Below are 20,784 nucleotides of genomic sequence, written 5' to 3' on the forward strand. Positions count from 1 at the left end.
GCATCAAAGGGACCCGGTCCGCTCTATGTCGGCCGTCGGCGATGATGGGAACGCATCATCTGTGGCGCCCACAAGGAGTGGCCGCGAAAACCGCCGCGAGTGGGGGTGGACTGCGCCCGAATCGCGAGATCTGGCTGAAACTTATCCGAGGATTGGATGAAATGGAACGAGTCGACGTACGGACCGATCGGCCCTTCGGGGTCGGGATCGTCGGCCTGAGCGCACGCGGTGGCTGGGCGGCCACCGCACACGTGCCCGCGATCGAGAACGTGCCCGGCCTCGAACTTCGGGCACTGACGGCGAGCTCACCCGCATCGGCGGCACAGGCGGGGGAGAAGTTCGCCGTGCGACCCCACACCGACGTCTCGGCGCTCGCGCAGGACCCCGAGGTGGACCTTGTGGTGATCGCCGTCAAGGTATCCACCCATAAGCGGCTGGTCGAGCCCGCACTGTCGGCGGGCAAGATGGTCTTCTGCGAGTGGCCGCTGGGAAACGGAACCGCCGAAGCGAGAGGGTTGACCGAGCAGGCGGCGTCCTCGGGCGTCCGTACGTTCGTCGGGTTGCAGGCACGGGCGACCCCGGCGATCCGTTACCTGCGTGACCTGGTCGCAGACGGGTACGTCGGGCGGGTGCTGTCCACCACGCTCACCGCGTCCGGCATCTCCTGGGGCGACCAGACCCTACCTGGCAAGACCTACCTTCTCGATCGCAACGAAGGCGCCTCGATGTTGACCATTCCGGCCGCCCACACCCTCGACGCCCTCCAGTTCGTCCTCGGTGATTTCGAGAGCATTCAAGCGACCACCGCCATTCGTCGTCGGCAGGTCCGAATGGGCAACAATCCCGGCGAGCTGCACACCAAGACGGTGGCCGATCAGGTCGTGGTCCAGGGTCTGGTCGGCGACGGCGCGGTCGCCGTCACCCACTTCCGCGGCGGCCGAAGCCGAGGTACCAACTTTCGCTGGGAAATCAACGGCACCGACGGCGACATCGTCATTCACGGCGATGCCGGGGCATTCCTCGAGTACGGCCAGCTGCACCTGTTCGGTGCGCGTGGAGAAATGCCCGAGTTGGCGCCGTTGCCGACACCGTCCAGCTACATCGACGTTGCCGCACTCCCCGAACACGGGAGCGACGCCTTCACGGTGGCCCATGCCTACGCCCAGATAGCCGGCGACATCGCGAACGGAACATCACTTGTTCCCGATTTCGCGCACGCACTCCGGCTGCACCACTTCATCGACTCGATCGAGGGATCGGCCGAGCGCGGGGTGCGGTTGAGCCTGTAGGGAACGACACCGGCGCGCGGCGTCCGCACTCGCTTAAACCCCAAGTCAAAGGCGCACTGTGACGTGGGGTCAAACGCGGATACGACGAGTGCGTGCCGTCGGGGTCAGCGCGAACAGGCGACAGGGAAGCCACGTGCAAAGACTCAGAGGCCACCCATTGCCCGGAAGGATCGGCGGCCTGTTTCTAGGCGGACCGGCAACCTACGAGATCATCGAGTCCGACCACCGGAAGATCGTGCAACCTCGCGAAATTCAGCAAGTCCGAACCGTGGCTCATCGAGACAGACGGCGCCGAACCCACGATCTGCGCGGTCACCGCGACGGGCTCACGGCCTGCCAGAGCCAACAGCTGAAGCGAGGCTCGCTCGATCGTGTCCGGGAAGCCGAATGGGACATCCACGCAGAAAGGCACGACGTGGCCCGGTCTGGTGAACGAGGAGGGCGTGGACTTGGAACTCGCGAGCGCCCGCGCCGTGCAGGCCCGATCGGATGCCGAAATACCCGTGGTGGTTCCCTCCACGACGTCCACCGTGACCCGTTGGCCCGGGCCGTACGTTGCGGTTCCCTGCATGATCGGGATGTGTAACTCGTCGCACCGCGATTCGGTCAAGGCAACCTGCACAAATCCCGACGAATACCGGACCGCGAACGACATCGCCGCCGACGAGACGTCACCCGCGAAGATGACCAGGTCCCCCCGATTAGGCAGGCCGGCGCTGTCGCACACGATGACGAATCGGCCGGCCGCAAGTCTGTCCACAGCGCACTGGACACGAGCCTGCGAAACCCCGTCGAGAACCGGGACCAGGCCTCGGGGATCCTTTTCGATGCGCTCGTCTCTGTCGCCCTTCGATGCGGCAGAGCTCGCCACGAAGCCTGTTGGTGCAGCCACTGCGGACTCCTTCCCGTGCGATCGGTATCTGTAGGCCCCGTCAGCGACCACCTTGCGGATCGTCGACAACGGACTAATTTTTAATTCATCTTAAAGAATCCGACGATGCGACGCAAGGGTCGTTCACGGTTGCAAGTGTGGCCACCGATGGGCATTATGTGGGGATTCACGGCGGCAGCGAAGAAGCTGCGCCCATCGGCCCCGGCGCGGCACTGACCCGAGTTGCCGCGGTTGTGCGACCCGCGGCACGAGTGGGCCTGTTGCGCGCTGCATATTTTCATTTAAAATAAGCAGATGGCAAAGCGACGAACGAGCGGACGCGACGCGGAGCCGGATGGCGCGAAAGCCGTTCGGACGCGACGGCGGATTCTGGAAGCGGCGGCAGAGGTGTTGGCCGAGAAGGGGTTCGCCGGAACCCGTCTAATCGACATTGCCGAGGTGGCAGAGGTTCAAGCGCCCGCGATCTACTACTATTACGAGTCGCGTGAAGCGCTGATCGAGGCCGTCGTGATGGAAGGCACCAGGAACGCCACCATCCAGGTCGAAATAATCCTCGGCGAGTTGACGGACGCCGATCCGGTCGCCCGGCTGTTGGCCGCAGTCGAGGGGCATCTGCGCGTCGCGATGCACGGTTCCGCGTTCACCCTCGCCAGTATCCGCAACTCCGGCCAGCTTCCCGACGACATGCGCGCCCGCAAGCAGGTGGAGGAGACGAAGTACGGTCGAATCTGGCGAGGGCTCGTCGCTGATGTCGCGGACGCGGGGCTGCTCCGTGCCGACCTGAACCCGGTTGCCGCGCAGATGCTCATCATCGGGGCGATGAACTGGTCACCGGAATGGTGGACACCGAAGCTGGCCTCCCTTGACGAGGTGGTCGACACCGCCAAGGCGTTGATCACCGGCGGGCTGTTGACCGCGAAGAACGATCAACCGGCGTTGACACCCTCCCGCTGATACGCGGCCCCGGACTCTAGGGCCTCGGCGGCCGGGCCGACGCCCCATTCCTCGAGGACTTCTGCGGTGTCTGCGCCGGCCATCGGAGCCGACCGATGTACGTGGCCAGGGGTGACGGAAAAACGCGGACTAGGTGCAGGCTGAATCACTCCGTCCATCTCGATGAACGCCTGGCGGGCGTTCGCATGTTCGTCGTCGAAGGCTTCGCGCAGACTCAACACCGGCTCCACACAAGCGTCGGTGCCGCTGAATACCTCGGTCCACTCGGCCAAGGTGCGGGCTTTGATTCGTTGGGCGATCACCTCCCGGAGCTCGTCCCAGCGGTCCCGGTCGTGCTGCGCCGGCCGGTCCTCGGGAAGCTCGGCCAGGCGGGCGAACTCCGCGTAGAACTTTGGCTCGATCGGAGCCACCGTCAGATGACCGCCGTCGGCGGTCTGATAGACGTCGTAGAACGGCGCTCCTCCGTCGAGGAGATTCGCCGCGCGTTCGTCCCGCCAGCCACCCGCGGCGAGCATGCCGTAGATGAGCGTACCGAGATGCGCCGTCCCGTCACTGATCGCAGCGTCGACGACCTGTCCGGTACCGGTCTGTGTGACGTGATGCAAGGCGGCGAGGACACCTGTCACGAGATACATTGCGCCACCGGCGTAGTCGCCGAGTAGGTTGAGTGGGACGCTCGGGGCTCCGGCGCCGCCGATGGCGTGCAGCAGCCCGGTGCCGGCGATGTAGCCGAGGTCGTGGCCGGCGGTGTGCGCTTTCGGGCCGTGCTGGCCCCATCCGGTCATGCGGCCGTAGACGATGCGAGGGTTTCGCGCGAGGGCGCTCTCGGGTCCCAGCCCGAGCCGTTCGGTCACCCCGGGGCGGAAGCATTCCACCACGACGTCGGCTTGCTCGATGAGCCCGAGGGCGATCTCGATGCCGCGCGGATTCTTCAAGTCCAATACGAGAGAACGTTTGCCGCGGTTCACCACACTGCGGCCGTCGTCCTCCACGTCGGTCAGGTCGGCGACCCGGTCGATGCGCACCACATCGGCACCGAGGTCGGCCAGCAGCATGGTCGCGAAGGGCGCCGGCCCAATCCCGCCGAACTCGACGACTCGCACCCCCGCCAACGGGCCGGGGTGTGAGGATGTTTGCTTGCGAAGACTCATGATCGAGTCCTTTCAGTTGGAGGAGCGGGACTCAGACCTAGCTTTCATTCTTAATTCATGTTAGAAAAGATGCAAGTCATCCGATCGAAGGAAGGGGCGTCATGGGCGACGCACAGACCGAGAACTCCACCGTCGAGCAACTCGGCCAGACCAACGGCAATCACAGCGGCAAGGACGAGGGTCCTGATGTTCTCGTCGAGAAGGACGGCAAGGTCGGCAAGCTCATCCTGAACCGGCCGGAGCGGCTGAACGCCCTCAGCGTGTCGATGATGCGGGGAATCGAAGCCGGGCTCAAGGAATTCGATGCGGACGACAACATCTCCGTCGTGATCATCAAGGGCGCCGGCCGAGCCTTCTGCTCGGGCATGGACATCCGTGAGGTCGCCGACCAGCACCTGAACGTCACCGCACACGAGGATCGTCAGCACACCGACAAGCTCGGCCTGTGGTTCCACCACACCTTCTGGGAGTTCCGGAAGCCGGTCATCTTGCAGCTACACGGCTACTGCTACGCGGGAGCCTGTTACTTCCTCGGCGTCACTGACCTCGTGGTCGCCGCCGATGACGCGATGATCGGTGCGCCCGAGAGCAAGTCTTTCGGACTCGAACCCAGCCTGGGTATGTGGCCGCTGACGTTGGGCCCCCGCTGGACGAAGGCGCTGCTGTTCACCGGTGACGCGCTCGACGGCGCGACGGCGGAACGCATCGGCATGATCAACAAGGCAGTGCCCGAGGATGAACTGGACGAATACACGGACTGGCTGGCGAAGAAGATCGCGCTGACCGAGATGCCGATCCTGGCGCTGCATAAGCAGACCGTCAACATGGTCTACGACATCATCGGCTTCTACCCGATGCTCAAGGCAGGCATGATCTTCGACCATATGGAGCACCGCGAGGAAAAGTTCAACGAACTGCTCCGTCGAGTCAAGGAAGACGGCGTCAGGCCCGCCCTGGAATGGATCTACGGCCCCACCGGCGGCATCCTGACCAAGGGCGCACCATCGTTCCTCGACGGTCCCGAGGGGGAGCGGCGATGGCTGGAAAGTCAAGGGCGAGACGCGTGACCACGGCAGATTCCGCTCCACCGTTACTGATCGAGCGACGAGACGACGTCCTCTGGCTCACCTTCAACCGCCCCGACAAGCACAACGCCCAGAACGCCGCCATGCTCGAGGTGTTGCGCGATGTGCTGCGGGACGCCGCGCAGGACCGGGAACTGCGTGCTCTCGTCATTCGCGGCGCGGGCCGTTCCTTCACCGCCGGCCACGATCTGCGTGAAATGGTCGTCAACGAGGACTATGCCGCAGCCATCGAGACCGCCGAAGGCCGCCGCCAGTGGGAACTGCGCCTGTTCGTCGAACCGGTGCAGCTGCTGCAGGACCTGCCGGTCCCGACCATCTGTCAGGTCCAAGGGAATTGCCTCGCAGCCGGTTTGATGTTCGCAGCTGCCACGGACCTCGTCGTCGCCGCCGACGACGCCATCTTCGGATCCCCGATCATTTCCGCCATGGCACTCAACGACGCCGAGGTGCCGCACTTCGCGTGGCGACTGGGCGAGCGCCGGGCGAAGCAGGCGCTATGGCTCGACGAGCGGCTGACCGCCGAGCAGGCAGAGCGGATCGGCTTCGTCAACTGGGTCGTTCCCGTCGACGAACTGGACGCCAAGGTGCAGTCGGTCGTGGACCGGCTTGTCACCATTCCTCGGGAAACCCTGGAGCTGTCCAAGGCGAGCTTCACTTTCATGGAAGAGCGGCGCGGCCGCCGAGACTTCGCCGCCTATCACTTCGCCAGCCACTCCTTCAGCCACCAGACACACGTGGCTCGAGAGGTCGCGAAGAGCCGCGTCGAGACCGTCCGCTCGGGGGCATCGCCGGTGCAGGGCAGCCAGCGCGGACCCGGCATCACTTAACCGCACTGACAGCTCCGCGGATGGCGGGCAGATCGGGCCCGCCATCCGCACAGACTCTGCACACCGATGAAGCGAGTCGTGCCGAGACGACACCGTCCACCCAACACTGAAGGGATGAGATTTCTGTGAGCTCGATGACCAAGGAATTCATGGCGTTGCAGATGTACGCGGAATACGCGCATCGTGTCGACGACGGCCGGATCAAGGACTGGTCTCAGATCTTCGCCGCGGACGGCGTCATGGCGGTTCGGGGGGAGGAGCACGTCGGTCCGGACGGGATCTACGCGTATCTGACCAAGGCACGCGTGGACGGTGAGCCGAGCACGGCACGGCATCTGATCACCAACGTGCGTGTCGATGTCGACGGCGATACGGCCGACATGCGTGCCGATTTCACGCACGTCCGGGTGGCCGACGGATCCGCCACCACCGAAATGGTCGGTGCTTACCGAACCCGGATGAGGTGGGAGGACGAGGAGTGGAAGTTCGTCCGCCACGAGGTCAGTTTCCTGCTGGACTTGCCGACGAACTGAACATCACCGGCGTCTGTCCCGCCGGTAGTTCGCGCGCATTGTCGCGCCACCGCGGCGCCTCAGCCGGGCTTTCCGCGGCGGTTGTTGATGTGCGCTGGCGACTGTGCGTGTCGGACGATAGTGGCTGCGGCCGGGGGAGTGTCCGAACACACGAATTGGAGATTGTGGTGGATGAAGCTGGAACCATAGGCCTTCCCTTGGAGGGAATCGTCGTAGTCTCGGTCGAGCAGGCCGTCGCTGTGCCTTTCGCGTCCCGGCAGCTGGCCGACCTCGGGGCCGAAGTCATCAAAATCGAGCGTCCCGAGGGCGGCGACTTCGCCCGCGACTACGACGACGTGGTGGAGGGTCTTTCAGCACACTTTGTCTGGTTGAACCGCTCCAAGAAATCGGTCTGCCTCGATCTGAAGACCGCTCAGGGGCGGCAGGCCCTCGACCGCCTCCTGGACCGCGCGGACGTCTTCTTGCAGAATCTCGCCCCAGGGGCGATGGAGCGTCTGGGCTTCGGGCCGGCTGCAGTCCGTGCGAGTCGGCCCGGTCTGATTACCGGTGATCTGTCGGGTTTCGGTGCCGGTGGTCCCGACAGTGATCGCCGTGCCTACGACCTTCTGATCCAGTCCGAAGCGGGTCTGCTCGATGTGACCGGCAGCGCGACCAGCGTGGCCAAGGTCGGCATCCCGGTCGCGGATATCGCCGCCGGAATGTATTTGTTCAGCGGTGTTCTGACGGCCCTGTACGAGCGCACCCGTACAGGGGAGGGGCGGCAATTGAGCCTGTCGATGCTCGAGTCGCTAGGGGAGTGGATGGGATTTCCCTTCTACTACGGGCGGTATGCAGGCGCGGCACCGACGCGGGCGGGCGCCTCACATGCATCCATCGCTCCATACGGTCCGGTGCAGATCGGTGACGGGCAGCGCATGGTCATCGCCGTGCAAAACAACCGCGAGTGGGCCCGCTTCGCCGATATCGTCCTGGGCGCGGCGCCGCTGGCTGTCGACGACCGCTTCGCTACCAACTCGGCCCGGCTTACCCACCGGGACGAACTTCTCACCATTATCGAGGAACGGCTGGCGCAGCTGACCTCGGAGCAGGCAGCACGATTGCTGGACCAGGCGCAGATCGCGCACGCACAGCAAAGTCCGCCGCAGCGACTCGCCGACCATCCTCAGCTCCTCGCCCGCGACCGTGTGCGGCAGATCGACTCGGAGGCCGGCCCGTTGGTCGCCCTCGAGTCACCTACCGGCGCCGGTGTGTGGCCGACCAGAATGGGCCGAGTTCCAGCGCTCGGCGAAGACACCGAACAAGTTCTCTCCGGACTGGGACTCGTCTCCCAAGCGCCGTTCACCTCGTGAGTCGAAGGGCCCGGAAACTCGTTTCCCGCGAATCGCGGGTGACAATGGCGCAGCCGACGTCGTTGCCCCATACCCGACCTACCGACAAGTGCTGAGGACACGAGCACGCGGAGGTGTCTGGTCCTCAACAACACCGAATTCACCAGCGGCAGAGGAGGTAGACCTTGACATCTGCACCGCATATTGGCCGGACCATCCGAGGAATAGATGAGATGGAACGTGTCGACCCACATTCCAACAAGGCACGACCGATCGGAATCGGCATCGTCGGCCTCAGCGCACGCGGGGGCTGGGCGGCCCTCGCACACGCTCCCGCGATCGAGAACGTGCCCGGAGTCGAGCTACGAGCACTGACTGCGAGCTCGCCGGAATCGGCGGCGCAGGCGGGGAAGAGATTCGCCGTACCCCACCACACCGATGCCGCGGCGCTCGCACACGATCCCGACGTGGATCTGGTGGTGATTGCCGTCAAGGTTTCCAAACACAAGGACCTGATCGAGTCGGCGCTGGCTGCCGGAAAGATGGTGCTCTGCGAATGGCCGCTGGGTAACGGATCCACAGAGGCCAGGCAGCTGACCGAGCAGGCCTCGACCCTGGGGATCCGGACCTTCGTTGGAATGCAGGCCCGGGCGACGCCCGCGATCCGCTACTTGCGTGACTTGATCAGAGAAGGGTACGTGGGCGAGGTGCTGTCAACAACACTGACCGCGTCTGGCGTCTCCTGGGGAGATCTGACCTTTCCTGAGAAGACATACTTGCTCGACCGCGAGGAGGGCGCCTCGCTGCTGACGATTCCGGCAGCACATACTCTCGATGCGGTGCAATACGTCCTCGGCGACTTCGCGACCATCCAGGCGACTACCGCCATTCGCCGCAAGCAAGTCAGAATGCACCGCCGTCCTGACGAGCTGCATCTGAAGACTGTGGCCGACCAGATCGCCGTCCAGGGCGTGCTCGACAGCGGAGCTGTCGTCGCCACCCACTTCCGTGGGGGCACAAGTCGTGGCACTGACTTTCATTGGGAAATCAACGGCACCAAGGGCGACATCATCGTACGCGGGGATGGTTACGCCGGGGCATTCCTTCAGTACGGTCAGGTGCATCTTGTCGGTGCCCGCGGCGACGAATCCGAGCTGACTTCGCTGCCTACTCCGGACAAGTACATCAAGTTGACGTCGCTCCCCGAGCATGGAAGCCACGCGTTCACAGTCGCCCACGCGTATGCCCAGATAGTCGACGATGTCGCGCACGGAACATCAGTGGTTCCGGATTTCTCCCACGCACTGAGTTTGCATCACTTCATCGACTCGATCGAGGAATCCGCCGAGCGGGGTGTACGGGTGGAACTGTGATCTGCGGGCGCGCGCGGTTGAGGAAAGCTACGGTGCTGAGGGTCCCAGCCAGTGCAGTGGTCGTGGTGGCGACTGCATTTGCCGCCTTCTTTGCGCTCGACCTGAAATACGGCCCGCTCGGCCGTGCCAGTTCGGGCGACTGATATGCCGATCGGACCCGAATCCGATCGGCATATCGGCTCTCACGGACACAATCTGGGCTGCACTGAAGTTGGCCTTCGATGTTCACAAGCACCACGCCGTGATAGCGCTGTTGAGCTGGCTCGCCGCCTCCCATTGCACAAAGTGCCCGCAATCGCGCAGTAGGAATGGCCCGATGTGGTCGGGAAACACCAGCGCAGCCATTCGGTCGAAGTCGGGGTACATGACAACGTCGGAGGTGCCGAACAGAATCATCGTGGGCGTTTTGTTGGGGAACGGCATCAGCATCGGCTCGCTCAGCCGTCGTTCGTTGAGCAGGCTCTCGTAAAACCCGAAGCCGGCGCGCAATTGGTCCGCGTCAGCGAACGGCTCAGTCATGAAATCCACTGCCGCGGAATCGAACGCACCTGGGTGAGCCCACAGCCGTGACTCGTAAAAGGCGGCGATGTAGCGGCGACGCATCCGCGCAGTGCACAATTCGGTCACTAGTGCGTCCGCGTCCAGGGCCTGCCGCCGAAAATAATCGCCCACTTCGTGAGGCGGTCGCGTCGCCAAGTCCGACATATTGGCCTTGTCGTAGGGCAGCTTCGTGTTGAATATGATCGCCTTATCTACGAATCCTGGGTATCGCGCACTGAGGTCTTGAATGATCGGGCCGCCGAGATCACCGCCGACCGCCACCACCGAGTTGTGCCCGAGTTCGGTGACCAACGCGTGCAGGTCCCGGCTATGGCTGGGAACATCGTGAAACCCGTCCGGACCAGACTCTGAGGAGCCGTGACCTCTTAGGTCCGGAACTACCACCTCAAACCCAGCTCGTGCAAGCGGTTCAATGTTACGCCACCACACACGCTTGGTTTCCGGCCAACCGTGGATCAGAAGAAGCGGGGTGCCGCCGCGCCCTTCATGTATGAAGGTCTGGCGGAACCCGCGGACGCGGGTACACCGCTCGGTAAATTTGTTCGGATCGGTATCGCCCGAGTTCATGAACTCTCCTCTGCGACCCTTGGCCGGCGAGGTGGATGGACAAGTTCAAACTGCCAACTCTGAAATCGCCACTGTCCCTCAACTCTTAGGAACTGACCGGTGTAAAAGCCGAAGGCCAGATGGCGTCGACCCTCTGACCAAATCGCTGCGATGCCCTTGAATTCGCCGTGGGCGCGATCGCCGTTGAGCGTGATCGAGTCATTGGTCAGGTAGTGGATGACATGGGGCAGCGACGCTTGAAGGTCGGCAAATACGTCTCTGATCTCGTCTCTGCCCCGTGCTGGTTGTGAGCGTTGCGGAATCTTGTATGTCGCATCGTGACAGAAGAGGGAGGCGAGGTGGTCAGGGTCGGCATGGCTGGGCCCATCCCACCCGCCGTCACATCCTCGCTGGTAGGCCGCGGCCAACGCGCGGATGGTCTCCCTGTCCTGGTGTTCGCACACCCACTGCTCAACCGTAGCGAACCGGGCGTCGCTCATGACGCTGTCCCGGCTAGCAGGCCTTCCCTCACCGAATCAACATCGTCACCGGCGACGATCGCGGCTCGCAAACGCATGACCATCGGGGAATTCAATCCCAGTACGCCCACAAGCTTTGGGCCACTGCTATACAGTGCGACGAACTTGTCTCCACTGCCGATGATTTCGACATCATCGCTGCGCGTTCCGAGGAACTGGATCCGATTGCCATACCAGTCGGACCAGAAGTACGGCACGGTCTGGAATGACTCGGCCGTCTCGCGAGCAGCGTTGCATCCGGCCCAGATGCCCTGTTCGGCCGCGCTCGTCCAGTGCTCGAGCCTCATGAGCTCGTCACCGAACAGGGCATTCGGCCAGCGAGCGACGTCTCCGGCGGCGTACACGTTCGGCGCGGCCGATAACGTTGCGTCACAGACGACGCCGTTGTCCAAGGTCAGTCCGGAGCCCTCGAGCCACCCGGTCTGCGGACGCGACCCGACCCCGACGACTACGGTGTCGGCGGTGAGCCGGCTTCCGTCGGCGAGATCGATGTCGACACTGCCACCGCTCTCGGTGATCGCCGCCACCCGCACTCCCGTGGCGAGGGTGACCCCGTTCGCGGCGTGTACGCCGGCCAACGCACGCGCGACCGCGGTTCCCAGCGCCGGCACCAAGGGGGCCTCCGCGGCCTCGAGAAGTGTGACCTCGAGGCCACGTTTGACGGCAGCCGAGGCGATCTCGGCGCCGATGAAGCCTGCGCCGACCACGGCGAGTCGGCCGCCCTGGTTGAGGCGGCGGCGCAACGCGACGGCGTCGTGCCAGGTCCGCAAGGACAGAATGCGGTCGGAGAACTTAACACCGGGCAGCGGAATCGGACTCGAGCCAGTGGCGATGACCAGCCGGGAATAGGCGAGGGTCCGCTGGTTGGTTGTGATCACCGACCGATCGAGGTCCAGGCCGGTCGCCCGTTCGCCGAGCGCCAGGGTGACCCCGAGATCGGTGACCAATTCCGCTTCGGTCCGGAAGGGTTTGAACTCCACGGGGGCACCGTCCGCGAGGACCGCTTTGGACAGTGGGGGCCTGTCATAGGGCAGGACGGGTTCGGCACCCAACAGTGTGATCGGACCGCCCCACCCTTCGCGGCGTGCCGCTTCGACGGCACGCAGACCGGCCAATGACGCGCCCACCACGATCAGGGGGTGTTCGTGCTTCACTCGACTCTCCTTAGTCCGAAATGCTGAGAGCTTCGGTGGGGCACGCGTAGACGGCGTTCTGAACCGCTCCGCGCACATCTTCACCAGGCTCGGAGTCGGCGACGACCATGGTCCCGTCGTCGTCGAGTTCGAACACCAGGGGGACCAGTGAAGCGCAGATGCCCAGATTTTGGCACCGGCCGTGGTCGACGTTGACCTTCATGAGGTAGCTCCTGTTGCTGTGCTGTGCGGCACGGACTCGGCGAACCGGGCCATCAAATCGGTGATCGTGCTGTGAAAATGCACGAGTCCCGGCTCGTTGCGGCCGTAGACCAATGCGGCCAGCGCTCCGCTGGCGAGGGAATCCTGGCTCTGCTGAGCCTGGGGGAAATCCTCGTCATTGGTGATGTTGATCGCGAAGTCGAGGTTCTTACGCCAGTAGTTCCACGACTTCTCGGAGTGCGGCGGCTTCGGGGCGTAGAGGGTGGCGTCGAGGCGGCACTGGTCGGGGGTGGGCCCCGGGAACATCTTCCACAGCTCGATGTGGTCTTGCTGGTGGACCAGCACGGTGTTCGGTGGAAGCATGTGCAGCACGGTGGCGTGCGGCAGGATCGACCGGTCCTCCTCGGGTGTATCCACCAGCTTGGTGATGGTCGAGCGCACACCGCACACGCGTGCGGACGGGCCGAACGAGTCGAACAGGCCGGGCGAGGAGAAGTACCAGGGTCCGATGGAACCCTTGTGCAAGGCGAAGATGTGGTAGCTCTCCAGGAACGTGTCCATGACGAACTTCCAGTTCAGCGGAATCTGGAGGGTGCGTGATTCCACATGCGACCAACTACCGAGGTCGAAGTGGTCGAGTTCGGCCCCGATGCTGCCCAGGAGATCGTCTGGCGTCACTTTGACCGCTTCGTCTTCTGCGCTCAGCGGTGTGACGAACAGAAGGCCGTGCTTCTCTTCGACGGGGAGTGAGCGCAGACCGAGCAGGCCGTTGTCGCAGTCGGAGAATCCGTCGGCGGCCAGTGGCTGACCGAGCAGACGCCCGTACGCGTCGTAGGTCCAGGCGTGGAACGGACAGGTCACGTTGCGGCCACCGTGATGGCCTCGTCCTTCGGCGAATACGCGGGCACCGCGGTGGCGACACGCATTGACCAGCGCCCGCACGTTGCCGTCCTCGCCGCGGATGAGGATCAGGGGGATACCGGCCGCGTCGAAGCTGACATAGTCTCCAGGCCCCTTCAGATCGGCGGACAGTCCGGCGATCAGTGGCATTCCTCGGAACAGGGTGGCCCGCTCCCGCTCGGCTTCTGCCGGCGAGGTGTAGTGCGCGGCCGAGCCCCGGTAGGTCTTCTCCGCGAGATCGGTTGTCCGGCGGCGTTGTAGATCGAAGAAGCGATCCACCAGTGCTGCCTGTGTCGTTTTGTTCATAAGTTCTACCTCCCGGATTTATTTTAAGCTATATTAGAAGATGCGTCGAGGGGCGCGGTAAAAACATTCAAAGACACGGAGAGGTGGCAACATGACCGCCGCAAACAAAGGGGCCGTCGTCATCGGCGGCAGTGGTGGAATCGGAACCGCCATCTGCCGACGGCTGGCGAATGACGGCTACGACATCGGGCTGACCTTCCGGAGCCGCGAGGCTTCCGCGGCCACGGCCGCAGAGGAGGTGCGCGCGGCCGGCGCAACCGCCCACACACGCCAGCTCGACCTCGGTGACCACGCGGCCGTGCAGTCGACGCTCGATGATCTGGCCGAATCGTTGGACGGCATCGACCTCGTGGTCTACGCCGCCGGACCCTATCTGCCGCAGCTGCACGTCAGCCGGCTCGCCCCCAAGGAGTACCTCGCCCAGCTCGAGCAGGACGCCGGCGGCGCCTACGCCGTGGCGCACCATGGTCTGCCGCACCTGCGGCAGACGAAGGGATCGTTCCTGAGTATCTCGACTCCGGCGGTTCGCCGGCACGCCGCGAAAGACATTCTTTCCTCCGCCCCCAAGGCGGCGATCGAGGCGCTGGTCCGCGCAATCGCTGTCGAGGAAGGCCGATTCGGTGTCCGGGCCAACGCGGTGGGCGTCGGCGTGATCACCGCGGGAATGCACCAGAAGCTGATTGACAACGGCGATTTCAGCGCCGAGCTGCTCGAGGTCGCCCGCAAGAACATTCCCCTCGGTCGATTCGGCTCCGCCGACGACATCGCCGAAGCCATCGCCTTCCTCGCCTCCCCACGAGCGGCATGGATCACCGGTCAGGTCCTCGACGTCGACGGCGGGTGGTCCGCATGAGCACCGTCTCCTACCCCGACCTGCGTGACAAGGTCGCGATCGTCACCGGCGGCGCGTCGAACATCGGCCGCGGCATCGTGCTCGCGTTCGCCGACCAACAAGCGAAGATCGTGATCGTCGACCTCGATGTCGACCAGGCCGAACGGACCGCTCAAGAGGTCAAGGCGCGGGGCACCGAAGTGGTGATCGTCAGCGGGGACCTCAGCAAGCCCGAGGTCGTTCAGAACTCGATCGAGACCGCGCAGTCGACGTTCGGCCGGATCGATGTACTCGTCAACAATCTCGGGTGGCAGCGGCCAGCCTGGTTCACCGAGCTCGATTCGGCCACCATCGACCGAACGATCGCGCTGAATCTGCGCGCCACCATCGACATGTGCCACGCGGTGCTCCCGGTGATGATCGAACAGGGCGCCGGATCGTTGATCAACATCTCCTCGGATGCAGCCTTCAGTGATGTGAAACAGTCGGTCTACGGGGCAACGAAGGCCGCGATCATTTCGCTGACCAAATCCCTGGCGAAGGAGACCGGTCGATCGGGCATCCGAGCCAACGTCGTCGCACCGGGTCTTGTCACCCCGCCGGGGAACGAGTGGGTTGGTGACAACAGCCTGTGGGCCGGGGACAAGCCGGTCTTCGACGAACGCGGCTTGCAGGCCGTGCTCAAGGGCATCCCGTTGCGCCGGATGAGCGAACCGGGCGATATCGCCGCGGCGGTACTCTTCTTCGCCTCGGACCTCGCCGCCCGCCAACTCACCGGGCAGGTCCTCAGCGTCTCCGGTGGCTACGCCATGCCGTGCTGAGCTAGGCGCACCAGCAGCTACTCCGAAGCCAAAAAGGGAAGAATGATGACCTCGATCGAAGACCGTCGAGCAGCGATCGCGCAGCGGCATCCGGTGTGGGTGCCCAAGACGGTATCCGCGCACTTCGCCGATCTTGCAGCTCAATACCCGGACCGGCCTCTGGTCATGACCGCGGACCGGACCTGGACGTACGCCGAGACGGTGTACTGGGCACGCTCGATTGCCAAGGGTCTGATCGCTCTCGGACTCGAGCGTGGCGAACACGTCGCGGTGGTAATGGCCAACTACCCCGAACTCACTGCGCTTCGCCTGGGGATTGCTTTCGCGGGCGGTGTGACCGTGCCGATCAACACCATGCTCAAGCGGGATGAACTCGGATACCTACTGCGCCAGTCGGATTCGGCGCTGCTCATCACGATGGACACATTCCGTCAGGCTGACTACCTGGGCATGCTCGACGAACTCGGCGCCGGGTGGGAGCGCAACCCCGCGGTGTTGTCTCCGGCCCTGCGCAAGGTCGTGGTGTTCGGTTCCTCCGACCGGACGGTCACCAAGTTCGAAGAAGTCGCCGAGCTCGGACGGTCGGTCACCGACACCGAACTGGACCGGCGTCACGCGCAGGTGGGCGCCGACGATCTAGTCGACATCGTCTATACCTCGGGCACGACGGGACTGCCCAAGGGGGTCATGCTCACTCATGACAACGTGATGCGGTGCTCGTTCTCGGCGTGTCTGGCCCGGGCCATGGAAGACGGTCGCAGACTGGTATTCGCCCTTCCTCTGTATCACAACTATGCCCACATCGAGGGGTTCATGGCGATGAGCTGGGTGGCGGGTGCGATCGTGCCCCAGATCCAGTTCGACCCGGTGGCCACGCTCGAGGCGATCGAGCAGTTCGCGGTCAACGAGCCGCTCTTCGTGCCCACGATGACATTGGCCATCCTCGAACATCCCCGGTTCGGGGAGTTCGACCTCACCAGCCTGACGGCGGTCATGTCGGCGGCCGCGCCGGCGCCGGTGACTCTGTGGGAGGAGATCTGCCGTGCGTTCGGAGTGACCGAGGTGACCACCGCCTACGGTCAAACCGAGCTTGCGTCGTCGGCCGCCTACAAGCGCCCGGAAGATCCGCTGGTGCTCCTGACCGAGACGGTCGGCCGCCTCAAGCCCCGCAGCGTCGCTGGTTCCCCGGAGCTTGACGGCCGAGTGGCCGAGTACAAGACCATCGATCCCGCCACCTTGCAGTTCCTGCCCGACGGGCAGGAAGGTGAGTTCGTGGCCTGCGGGCCCGAGCGGATGCGGGGCTACTACAACATGCCCGACGAGACAGCGGAGGTGTTCCTGCCCGATGGTTGGATGCGGACCGGCGATCTCGGCTACATCCGCCCGGACGGCAACCTCGTCCTCACCGGTCGTAGCAAGGAGCTGTACAAATGCGGTGGTGAACTCGTGGCCCCGAAGGAGATCGAGGAACTACTCACCTCACGCAGTGACGTGAGTCAGGCGTACGTTGTCGGCGTCCCCGATGTGCGGATGGGCGAGGTCGGCTGCGCCTACGTCGTGCCCACGGCCGGTGCGACGTGGACCCCCGATGAACTGATCGAATTCTGCCGAGAACGCCTTGCCCGCTTCAAGGTCCCCCAGCAGGTCGTCAAGATCGGGGCCGCGGACCTGCCGACGACGGCGACCGGAAAGATTCAGAAGTTCCTCCTCGCCGATCGCGCTCGCAAAACCACCTTCGTGTAAATCGAAACAGGGAAGAGGCTGATGCGGTAATGCTCGATAAGGAACACCCGAGAGTGGACGTCGAGAATCTGATCGGCCGCCGAGCCACCGGCCGCTGGGAACGGACCTCCGTCGGAGACTTCTTCGAACGGGTGCGCTGGAGCGCTCCGGACAAGGAAGCGGTCGTCGGACGTCCGGGCAGTTACGCCTACCCAGGCAACGATCGCCTGACCTACCGGGCCGCCGACGAGCTCGCCAACCGGATCGCCAACGCCCTACTCGGCGCCGGTCTGCACGCGGGTGACCGAGTGCTCTTCTTCTGCGAGAACTCGGTGGAGGCCTATATCGCGAAGTTCGGCGTCGCCAAGGCCGGTCTGGTCTGCGCACCCGTCAACCCGCGCATCGCCCCCGATGTACAGGCACACATCATTGATGTGCTCAAGCCTGCCTTCGCCTTCGTCGATGCCGAGCTCTGGGCCACCGGTGAGGCGGCGCTGACCCAGGCCGGCATACCCGGTGCGGTTATTCCCATTGGCGGCAAGGACATCCCCCAGGGCTGGATCGAGTTCTCCGACTTCATCGCCGACGCCGCGGTAGACGAGCCCGACGCGGAGATTGCCGGCGACGACATCTGGGAAATCATCCCGACCTCGGGAACTACCTCGATGCCCAAGTGCGTGATGCTCTCCCACAACCTCGCCTACCTCAATGCCTACGCCCACGGCATGTCGCACACGCGTGGGCTCACCACCGAGAGCGACCTGAAGATCGTCAGTCTCCTGCCGGTGATCTACCATGCTGCCGACCACAGCCACAGCTTCCCTGCGTACCTCACCGGTGGCACCTTCATCCTCGGTCGAAAGGTCAACGCAGACGAGCACGCTGCGGCGGTTTCGCAGGAGAAGGCCACCGCGTTGTACGCCGGCTCCTCGCAGTTCCTCGACGAGTTGGTCGCGACCGTCCGCACGGATCCCCAACGCTACGACCTGACGTCGCTGACCTCCATTCTGTGGGCATGGGCGGCGATCTCGCCCGAAACGGCCGCCGAACTGAACCGGGTGTGCGACGGCGTACAACTGGTGGAGATCCTCGGCCAAACGGAGTCACTGTCCTCGACGCGGTTCCGGCCCAACCTGTGGCCGGAGGTGCATCGCGCCACCGCGCCGGCCGTCAACCATGTGGGCCTTCCCAACCCGTTGATGGCTGCTGCCCTGATGCTTCCCGATGGCGAACTGGTCCCGTTCGGTGAGTCCAATCGACCCGGCGAAATCGTCTACCGGTCACCGGTGATCTCAGCAGGCTACTACCAAGATCCCGACGCCACCCGGGAGTCCCTTCGGCACGGCTGGTTCCACTCCGGCGACGCGTGTGCCTACGACGAAAACGGACTGCTGGTGATGCTCGACCGGTACAAGGATGTCATCAAGTCCGGCGGAGAAAACGTCTCGAGTCTGCGGGTGGAATCGCTCATAGCAGCGTACCCAGCGGTAGACCGTGTCGCAGTGATCGGCCTCCCACACCCGCGATGGGTGGAGGCCGTCACCGCGGTGGTCGTTCCGACAGCGGGAGCGACCCTCGACGTCGACAAGCTGATGGCCTACTGCAGAGAGGTGCTCGCCGGCTACGAGCGGCCCAAACGGATCGTGCTGGTGGACACGCTCCCGGTGTCGGTCGGCAGCAAGATCAGAAAGAACGTCCTTCGCGAGCAATACGCCGACCTGTTCGCCGACGAAATATATGAAGGGGCCCGATGACCTCCCGATCCAGCAACGCAACAGTGGACATGCTCCGTTCCGGACTTCGGATCGCGGGCCATCTCGCCGAGGAGACCGTCCAACGACCCAAAGCGCACTCCGCCGAGGAGCTTCCGCGGTCGGTCGCCGGCATCACCACCGAGTGGCTGACATCGGTCCTATGTCAGAACGCCCCCGGCGCCGAGGTGATCGATTTCGGGTTCGCCGACGGCAGCCGCGGCACCCACGAACGCCGACGCATCCTGGTGATGTACAACGCGGAGGGCATACGTGCCGGTCTGCCGGCGAGCGTGTTCACCAAATCACTACCCTCGCTGGTGACCCGAATGCTGGTGGGGTTCATGGGACATGCCCGCTACGAGATGCTCTTCTACAAGAAGATCCGGCCCTCGCTCACCATCGAGACGCCGCAGTGCTTCTACTCCGCCTCGGACAAGAAGACACTGGCCGCGCTGCACGTGCTGGAGGACGTCGTCTACACCAAGGGCGCACGGTTCCTCGACGAGCGCACCTATATCGACAAGGCCATGGCCGAAGGCATGGTCGAACTCCTCGCCGGCCTGCACGCCACCTTCTACGACGATCCGAGGCTCGACACGGAGCTGAAGTGGCTGATCGACTTTCCGACCTGGATCGAGAAGGGCGTCGAGCGCGTCCATACCGACCACTTCAGCGACAAGGCGATCGCCAAGGCCAGACACGTCATCCCGGCCCGGCTGTACCAGCGACGCGACGAAATCTGGCCGGCCACCATGAAGGGGCTCGCGGTGCACCGCACCGAACCCGGCACGGTAATCCATTCCGACGTGCACATCGGCAACTGGTACGTCACCGACACCGGCCAGATGGGCCTGCTCGACTGGCAGGTCCTCACCCGCGGACACTGGTCGAGGGACCTGGCCTACGCGTTGTCGACGGCCCTGACCGTGGAGGACCGGCGCAACTGGGAACACTCACTGATCAGTCGCTACCTCGAGGTGTTCGAGGCACGCACCGGCACCAGACATTCCCCGGACCAGGCGTTCATCTGGTACCGCCAACAACTGTTCCACGCCCTGCACATGTGGACCCAGACGCTGTGCCACCCACGGCTGCAACCCAACTCGCAGCGTGACGAGATGACCTACGAACTGCTTCGGCGGATCACCACCGCCATCGACGACCTCGATGCGCTCGACGCATTCGAGTCCCCGATCGCCGCGGGACCGGCGTCGTGACCGGCGATCTCAGCGGGCGCGTCGCGCTGATCACCGGAGGCTCTCGCGGCATCGGAAAGGCGATTGCCGCCAAGCTCGCCGACGCCGGCGCGCAGGTAGTCATTGCCTCCCGCAAGGCGGAGGTGTGTGCCGCCGCAGCACAGGAGATCGGGCACGGCTGCGGGTGGATCGCCGCGAACGTGGGCTCTCCGGAGGACGCCGAACGCAGCGTGACCCAGGTCGTCGAGCAGTACGGCGCGGTCGACATCCTGATCAACAACGCGGCCACCAACCCCTATCTCGGCCACACGATCGAGATCGACCTGCCCCGGTGGCAGAAGGTCCTCCAAGTCAACCTCACCGCCCCTCTGGTGTGGACTCAGCTCGCCTGGCAACAGTCGATGCAACAGTCCGTGACGCAGTCGGCGGTGCTCAACGTCAGTTCCGTCGGAGGATATTGGACCAGTCCGGATCATGGCGCGTACGACGTCAGCAAGGCCGCTCTGATGCACCTCACCAAGCAGTTGGCAGCGGAGCTCGGCCCTGCAGCCAGGGTCAATGCACTCGCTCCCGGCCTGACCCGCACCGATTTCAACACGGGCCTGTTCGAACAGGACGGCGCCGAAGCTGCGATCGCAGCCAAGTACCCGCTGAAGCGACTCGGCACCGTCGCCGACATGGCCTCGGTCGCGCACTTCCTCGTCTCCGACGACGCCGGTTGGATCACCGGCCAGTCCCTGCTGGTCGACGGTGGCGGTATCTACGGGTTCGAACGCACCGGATAGCCCACAACCCACAGCAAACTCTTCGAGAAATGGTG

The 20,784-nt window shown here is 64.3% G+C and carries 20 protein-coding genes; 13 read left to right on the forward strand and 7 right to left on the reverse strand.

What is annotated here, in order from left to right:
- Positions 1-161: 161 nt before the first annotated feature.
- On the forward strand, positions 162-1,289 hold the full coding sequence (locus CJ179_RS47930) for a Gfo/Idh/MocA family protein (RefSeq protein WP_095866169.1): 1,128 nt from the start codon (positions 162-164) through the stop codon (positions 1,287-1,289).
- A 184-nt stretch (positions 1,290-1,473) separates the two neighbouring features.
- On the opposite strand, the gene CJ179_RS47935 is transcribed toward CJ179_RS47930, so the two are convergent.
- Positions 1,474-2,181: a 3,4-dihydroxy-2-butanone-4-phosphate synthase gene (locus CJ179_RS47935; RefSeq protein WP_179377954.1), complete on the reverse strand. Its 708-nt coding sequence runs from the start codon at positions 2,179-2,181 to the stop codon at positions 1,474-1,476.
- A 294-nt stretch (positions 2,182-2,475) separates the two neighbouring features.
- Here CJ179_RS47935 and CJ179_RS47940 point away from each other — a divergent pair, with 294 nt between their 5' ends.
- Positions 2,476-3,135, forward strand: a complete 660-nt coding sequence (locus CJ179_RS47940; protein ID WP_095866171.1) for a TetR/AcrR family transcriptional regulator — start codon at positions 2,476-2,478, stop codon at positions 3,133-3,135.
- Here the strand turns inward: CJ179_RS47940 and CJ179_RS47945 are convergent.
- Positions 3,108-4,286, reverse strand: coding sequence for a CaiB/BaiF CoA-transferase family protein (locus tag CJ179_RS47945; RefSeq protein ID WP_095866172.1), 1,179 nt, complete (start codon positions 4,284-4,286; stop codon positions 3,108-3,110). The two genes, CJ179_RS47940 and CJ179_RS47945, sit on opposite strands and share 28 nt — an antisense overlap.
- Positions 4,287-4,387: 101 nt before the next feature.
- Here CJ179_RS47945 and CJ179_RS47950 point away from each other — a divergent pair, with 101 nt between their 5' ends.
- The 5 genes from CJ179_RS47950 to CJ179_RS47970 all read left to right on the forward strand — a co-directional run bounded on the left by CJ179_RS47950 (position 4,388) and on the right by CJ179_RS47970 (position 9,432).
- The gene (locus CJ179_RS47950) at positions 4,388-5,353 is read left to right on the forward strand and encodes an enoyl-CoA hydratase/isomerase family protein (RefSeq protein ID WP_095866173.1); all 966 of its coding nucleotides are present in this window, start codon (positions 4,388-4,390) and stop codon (positions 5,351-5,353) included.
- On the forward strand, positions 5,323-6,198 hold the full coding sequence (locus CJ179_RS47955) for an enoyl-CoA hydratase-related protein (RefSeq protein WP_257016319.1): 876 nt from the start codon (positions 5,323-5,325) through the stop codon (positions 6,196-6,198). Before CJ179_RS47950 ends, CJ179_RS47955 begins: the two co-directional genes overlap by 31 nt.
- Before the next feature lie 134 nt (positions 6,199-6,332).
- Positions 6,333-6,731, forward strand: coding sequence for a nuclear transport factor 2 family protein (locus CJ179_RS47960; RefSeq protein WP_095866175.1), 399 nt, complete (start codon positions 6,333-6,335; stop codon positions 6,729-6,731).
- Positions 6,732-6,898: 167 nt separating this feature from the next.
- Positions 6,899-8,080 (forward strand): CaiB/BaiF CoA-transferase family protein, encoded by a 1,182-nt coding sequence (locus CJ179_RS47965; protein ID WP_257016320.1) that lies wholly within the window; start codon positions 6,899-6,901, stop codon positions 8,078-8,080.
- A gap of 212 nt (positions 8,081-8,292) precedes the next feature.
- A complete protein-coding gene (locus tag CJ179_RS47970) occupies positions 8,293-9,432 on the forward strand; it encodes a Gfo/Idh/MocA family protein (RefSeq protein WP_095866176.1) in 1,140 nt (379 codons plus the stop codon).
- Positions 9,433-9,657: 225 nt separating this feature from the next.
- On the opposite strand, the gene CJ179_RS47975 is transcribed toward CJ179_RS47970, so the two are convergent.
- From CJ179_RS47975 to CJ179_RS47995, 5 genes are read right to left on the reverse strand one after another with little or no spacing between them, the layout of a single operon-like run.
- On the reverse strand, positions 9,658-10,560 hold the full coding sequence (locus tag CJ179_RS47975) for an alpha/beta fold hydrolase (RefSeq protein ID WP_095866177.1): 903 nt from the start codon (positions 10,558-10,560) through the stop codon (positions 9,658-9,660).
- On the reverse strand, positions 10,557-11,039 hold the full coding sequence (locus CJ179_RS47980; RefSeq protein ID WP_095866178.1) for a nuclear transport factor 2 family protein: 483 nt from the start codon (positions 11,037-11,039) through the stop codon (positions 10,557-10,559). The genes CJ179_RS47975 and CJ179_RS47980 overlap by 4 nt, the downstream gene beginning before the upstream one ends.
- On the reverse strand, positions 11,036-12,232 hold the full coding sequence (locus CJ179_RS47985; protein WP_257016322.1) for an NAD(P)/FAD-dependent oxidoreductase: 1,197 nt from the start codon (positions 12,230-12,232) through the stop codon (positions 11,036-11,038). Before CJ179_RS47985 ends, CJ179_RS47980 begins: the two co-directional genes overlap by 4 nt.
- Before the next feature lie 10 nt (positions 12,233-12,242).
- Positions 12,243-12,434 carry a ferredoxin gene (locus CJ179_RS47990; protein ID WP_095866180.1) on the reverse strand — a complete coding sequence of 64 codons (192 nt, stop codon included), beginning with the start codon at positions 12,432-12,434 and terminating at the stop codon, positions 12,243-12,245.
- The gene (locus CJ179_RS47995) at positions 12,431-13,639 is read right to left on the reverse strand and encodes an SRPBCC family protein (RefSeq protein WP_095866181.1); all 1,209 of its coding nucleotides are present in this window, start codon (positions 13,637-13,639) and stop codon (positions 12,431-12,433) included. Before CJ179_RS47995 ends, CJ179_RS47990 begins: the two co-directional genes overlap by 4 nt.
- A gap of 91 nt (positions 13,640-13,730) precedes the next feature.
- Between CJ179_RS47995 and CJ179_RS48000 the strand changes: the two genes are divergently transcribed.
- From CJ179_RS48000 to CJ179_RS48025, 6 genes are read left to right on the forward strand one after another with little or no spacing between them, the layout of a single operon-like run.
- Positions 13,731-14,492, forward strand: a complete 762-nt coding sequence (locus CJ179_RS48000; protein ID WP_095866182.1) for an SDR family NAD(P)-dependent oxidoreductase — start codon at positions 13,731-13,733, stop codon at positions 14,490-14,492.
- Entirely contained in the window at positions 14,489-15,292 is an 804-nt protein-coding gene (locus tag CJ179_RS48005; protein ID WP_179377957.1) for an SDR family NAD(P)-dependent oxidoreductase, read from the forward strand. The genes CJ179_RS48000 and CJ179_RS48005 overlap by 4 nt, the downstream gene beginning before the upstream one ends.
- Positions 15,293-15,337: 45 nt before the next feature.
- Entirely contained in the window at positions 15,338-17,035 is a 1,698-nt protein-coding gene (locus tag CJ179_RS48010) for an AMP-binding protein (RefSeq protein WP_218834946.1), read from the forward strand.
- A gap of 53 nt (positions 17,036-17,088) precedes the next feature.
- Positions 17,089-18,768, forward strand: coding sequence for a class I adenylate-forming enzyme family protein (locus tag CJ179_RS48015; protein WP_218834947.1), 1,680 nt, complete (start codon positions 17,089-17,091; stop codon positions 18,766-18,768).
- Positions 18,765-19,985, forward strand: a complete 1,221-nt coding sequence (locus CJ179_RS48020) for a phosphotransferase family protein (protein ID WP_095866186.1) — start codon at positions 18,765-18,767, stop codon at positions 19,983-19,985. The genes CJ179_RS48015 and CJ179_RS48020 overlap by 4 nt, the downstream gene beginning before the upstream one ends.
- Positions 19,982-20,749 carry an SDR family oxidoreductase gene (locus tag CJ179_RS48025; protein WP_095866187.1) on the forward strand — a complete coding sequence of 256 codons (768 nt, stop codon included), beginning with the start codon at positions 19,982-19,984 and terminating at the stop codon, positions 20,747-20,749. The genes CJ179_RS48020 and CJ179_RS48025 overlap by 4 nt, the downstream gene beginning before the upstream one ends.
- Positions 20,750-20,784: the final 35 nt, after the last annotated feature.

It is taken from the genome of Rhodococcus sp. ACS1 (genome assembly GCF_002300155.1).
GTDB lineage: Bacteria > Actinomycetota > Actinomycetes > Mycobacteriales > Mycobacteriaceae > Rhodococcus_F > Rhodococcus_F koreensis.